At 64.9% G+C, this 3,760-nt stretch carries 5 protein-coding genes; 2 read left to right on the forward strand and 3 right to left on the reverse strand.

Annotated elements, in window-relative coordinates; genetic code table 11:
• Nucleotides 1-42: 42 nt before the first annotated feature.
• Nucleotides 43-501 carry a MarR family winged helix-turn-helix transcriptional regulator gene (locus tag EN994_RS22075; RefSeq protein ID WP_024504123.1) on the reverse strand — a complete coding sequence of 153 codons (459 nt, stop codon included), beginning with the start codon at nt 499-501 and terminating at the stop codon, nt 43-45.
• Nucleotides 502-704: 203 nt separating this feature from the next.
• On the opposite strand from EN994_RS22075, the gene EN994_RS22080 reads away from it, so the two are divergent.
• A complete protein-coding gene (locus tag EN994_RS22080) occupies nt 705-1,499 on the forward strand; it encodes an SDR family oxidoreductase (protein ID WP_013530115.1) in 795 nt (264 codons plus the stop codon).
• 252 nt (nt 1,500-1,751) lie between these two features.
• On the opposite strand, the gene EN994_RS22085 is transcribed toward EN994_RS22080, so the two are convergent.
• A complete protein-coding gene (locus tag EN994_RS22085) occupies nt 1,752-2,351 on the reverse strand; it encodes a LysE family translocator (RefSeq protein ID WP_063168790.1) in 600 nt (199 codons plus the stop codon).
• 98 nt (nt 2,352-2,449) lie between these two features.
• Between EN994_RS22085 and EN994_RS22090 the strand changes: the two genes are divergently transcribed.
• Nucleotides 2,450-3,319, forward strand: coding sequence for a LysR substrate-binding domain-containing protein (locus EN994_RS22090; protein WP_082826693.1), 870 nt, complete (start codon nt 2,450-2,452; stop codon nt 3,317-3,319).
• Nucleotides 3,320-3,432: 113 nt separating this feature from the next.
• Here EN994_RS22090 and EN994_RS22095 read toward each other — a convergent pair.
• The coding region (locus tag EN994_RS22095) for a dihydrofolate reductase family protein (RefSeq protein WP_164746070.1) at nt 3,433-3,760 on the reverse strand (328 nt) is incomplete at its 5' end.

Below are 3,760 nucleotides of genomic sequence, written 5' to 3' on the forward strand. Positions count from 1 at the left end.
GTAGAAATGCCTGCCGAGTAGAGTCTTTGGCAAACGCTGGCCTTAGGGCGTGGCCGGCGGCAGATCAAAATCCAGCGCGGCGATCTCATCCAGAGCCGCGCGCAAATCTTCGGCCTTGTCCTTGCCGACGACATCCTCGAAACGCTGCTGGGCGATTTGCCACAGTTTCATCGCTTCCTCGATCTTGTCCAGGCCCTTTGGCGTCAGTCGTACACGCTTGACGCGGCGGTCCTCCGGGTCGGCGAAGGTCTCGACATAGCCGTCGCGGATCAGCGGTTTCAGCGTATGGCCGAGCGCCGACAGGTCCATGATCAGCGACGTGGCGATGGCGCCCATCGCCGGCTCATCGCCCATATGGATCTGGTAAAGCAGGCCCTGCTGCGTCGCCTTGAGGCCTGACGGCTCCACCACATCATCATAAAACTTGCCGAGCTTGCGCGCCGCGCGGCGCAGCGCGGCGTTGTTGCAGAGCGTGAGGCCGGGCAGGCTGTCCTTTGACATGATGGTCCCTGGCGCCGGCGAATGAGGCCCGGCTGCTCCCCTCAAATAATCCCCGCCCGTCTCATTGACAAGATAGTGGCATATGCCTACTTCACGATTAATGGTATATGCCACTATCTTGCGGCTTTCCGGCAGCGCGGCAGATGCCACGGTGCCGGGGGTCATTCGAAACGAACAAGATCAGTTGAAGAAGGAACAGGACAATGAGTGGACAGGGCAACAAGGGCACGGCGGTCGTCACCGGTGCTTCGTCGGGCATCGGCGCGGTCTATGCCGACCGGCTGGCCGGGCAGGGCTACGATCTGGTGCTGGTGGCGCGGCGCGCCGACCGGCTGGAGGAACTGGCCGGGAAGCTGCGCCAGACCTATAGCCGCAAGGTCGGCGTGATCAGCGCCGATCTTGCAAACGACGATGATGTGCGCCGCGTCGAGCAAGCTGTAACAGCCGACGAGAGCATCACACTGCTGGTCAACAATGCCGGCATCGGCGGCCAGGCCGTCGTGGCCACCGCCGATGTCGACGCGGCCGAGCGCATGATCAAGGTCAACACCATCGCCTTGACGCGTCTAACCCGCGCCGTGCTGCCGGGGCTTTTGGCACGCAACCGCGGCGGCATCGTCAACATCGCCTCGGTGCTCGCCTTCGACACCTCCTTCGGCGGCATCTACAGCGGCACCAAAGCTTATGTGGTCAACTTCACCGAAGCCCTGCACCGTGAGGTTGAGGGCACCAATGTGAAGGTGCAGGTGGTGCTGCCGGGCGCGACCCGGACCGATTTCTGGGAACTTGCCGGCACCGATATCGCCAACGTTCCGAAGGAGATCATCATGACCGCCGACGACATGGTCGATGCCGCACTTGTCGGCTTGGCCAAAGGCGAGGCGGTCACCGTGCCCGCGCTTGCCGATGCGGCCAAGCTCGACACATTCCTCGGCGCCCGGCAAGCCTTCTACGGCAGCCTGCACGCCGACAAGCCGGCGGCGCGTTACGGGGTTTGAAGTTTGAGAGGCTGGTTCGCTTTGCGAACCAGGACCCCCACCCCGCTGCTTCGCAGCGACTTGCCGGGGCGAGCCACGGGTCTCGCCCGTCCTTCGGACCCCCATAAGGGGGAAGGTTGGGGACGCGGCTTGTCCGCCCATGCGACAATGGTCTTGTGGGGTGCGAAAAGCTGGACTCCCCACCTCCCCCTTGTGGGGAGGTCGGACCGAAGGTCAGGGTGGGGGGCTGGCGCGGGTTTTGGCTTGAGCGCTTTACACCGACCGCCACATCGGAATGATCGAGGCGGCCAGTACCAGCGCCAACACGACGTTGAGCGCGCGCCATTGCCATTCGGTCTTGAGCAGCCGCGCCAGCACCATGCCGGCCACGCACCACAGTGACAGCGAGGCGGCGGCCGCGAGGCCGAAAGTGGCGCCGAGCAGCAGCGCGAGCTGCATCGGTCCGCTGGCCAATGCCGCGAACGACGCCGCGGCGCCCAGTCCCATCGCCCATCCCTTCGGGTTCATCCATTGAATGCCGGCGCCGCCGAGAAAGCTGTTCGGCCTGGCCATGCTCACATCCAGATTAGGCGGTCCGCTGCGGCCGATCTTGATCGCCAGCCAGACGAGATAAAGTGAGCCGGTGACCTTCATCGCCAGTTGCAGCGAGGGCACGGCGAGCAGCAGGCCGGCAAGCCCGGCGGCAGCGGCACCCGTGACGGTGGCGAGGCCGGCGGCGCTGCCGACCAGCAAAGGCACGGAACGGCGAAAGCCGAACTGCGCGCCGGACGCGGTCGACAGGGTCGTGGCGATGCCGGGCGTGGTGGTGGCGACGATGGCAAACAGGATGAGCGGGAAAATGGGCTCGAGCATGCGGCGTCCTCGGTGGGAGGGCTGCCATCGTAGCTGCGCACGAACTTCAGTAAATGCAATGTTTGCTATGGTTGACATTAGCAAGCATAATGCCAACCATGATCCGAAATCTCGACATGGCGCTGATCCGCACCTTTATCACCGTCGCCGACAAGGCCAGCATGACAGCGGCGGCCAATGCACTGCACCTGACGCAAGGTGCTGTCAGCCAGCAGGTCAAACGGCTGGAGGAGGCGTTCGGCTCGAGCCTCTTCGAGCGCGACCGGCGCGGCTTGCGGCTGACGCGCGCCGGTGAACAGCTGTTCGGCAGGGGCAAGCGGCTGCTGGCCTTGAATGACGAGATCTGGGCCGAAATGGCTGGGAGCCCGGTGGCCGGCCAGGTGCGGCTCGGCGTGCCCTACGACCTTGTCGGCACCTTGCTGGCGCCGGTGCTGAAGACCTATGCCGAGACCTATCCGCAGGTCGAGATATCGCTGGTCTGCGCCTCGTCGCCAGAATTGACTGCTGCCCTTGCGGCCGGGACCATCGACCTTGCCGTGATCGAGGAATGCGCCGGCCCGTCGGCCGGCGAATGCCTCGTCGTTGACCGGCTGGTCTGGGTCGGTGCCAAGGGCGGCGTTGCCCGCGCCAAGCGGCCGCTGCCGGTCTCGATCGTCGCCGACACCTGCGCTTTCCGGCCGGCTGTGTTGGCGGCGCTCGGTGAGCATGGGCTGGAGTGGCGCACCGTGTTCGAGAACGGCAACATCGACGCGACGACCGCGACGGTGCGCTCCGACCTCGCCGTCACCACCTGGCTGGCCTCCACGGTGCCAGCCGATCTCGACATATTGCGATCGGAGTCCGGCCTGCCGCCGCTGCCGAATTTTGCCATCAACCTGCATCTGCCGAGGCATGGGGTAGGGCCCGCGGCGCAGGAATTCGCACGGCATATACGGGAAGGGCTGGCGCGGCGACCAGTCGCTGCTTGAAGCTTCTCAGAACTTGGGTTCCTCTCCCCCGTCGATCGGGGAGAGGTGTCGAGCGAAGCTCGACCGAGTGGCGGGTCGATCTTTCATCGTGGGGCGAGGAACCCAGGTCCTGCTTACTTCCAGTTCTTCCGCCGCTCGAGCTCGGCTTCCGACGGCTCTCCCGTGACAAACGACCCGACCTTGACCTCGCCCGCGCGTTCGTAGGTCGCCATGATGACGCCGGTGCCGGTTGCCTGCGACTTAATGAGCTTGAAGGCGGCCGGGATCGCGCTGTCGCCGAACAGCCGCTTGCCCTTGCCCAGCAACAGCGGGAAGATCATCAGCCGGATCTCGTCGATCAGCCCGTTGGCGAGCAGCGTTTGGATCAGGTTGCCCGATCCCTGGATGAGCAGGTCGGGTCCATCCTCCTGCTTGAGGCGGCGCAACGCCGCAACGATATCG

It is taken from the genome of Mesorhizobium sp. M7A.F.Ca.CA.002.09.1.1, assembly GCF_003998555.1.
GTDB lineage: Bacteria > Pseudomonadota > Alphaproteobacteria > Rhizobiales > Rhizobiaceae > Mesorhizobium > Mesorhizobium ciceri.

Bases quoted from the DNA above. Each gene is read 5' to 3' on its own strand.
- EN994_RS22080 (WP_013530115.1), top strand. From the start codon at position 705: ATGAGTGGACAGGGCAACAAGGGCACGGCGGTCGTCACCGGTGCTTCG.
- EN994_RS22085 (WP_063168790.1), bottom strand. From the start codon at position 2,351: ATGCTCGAGCCCATTTTCCCGCTCATCCTGTTTGCCATCGTCGCCACC.
- EN994_RS22090 (WP_082826693.1), top strand. From the start codon at position 2,450: ATGATCCGAAATCTCGACATGGCGCTGATCCGCACCTTTATCACCGTC.
- EN994_RS22075 (WP_024504123.1), bottom strand. From the start codon at position 501: ATGTCAAAGGACAGCCTGCCCGGCCTCACGCTCTGCAACAACGCCGCG.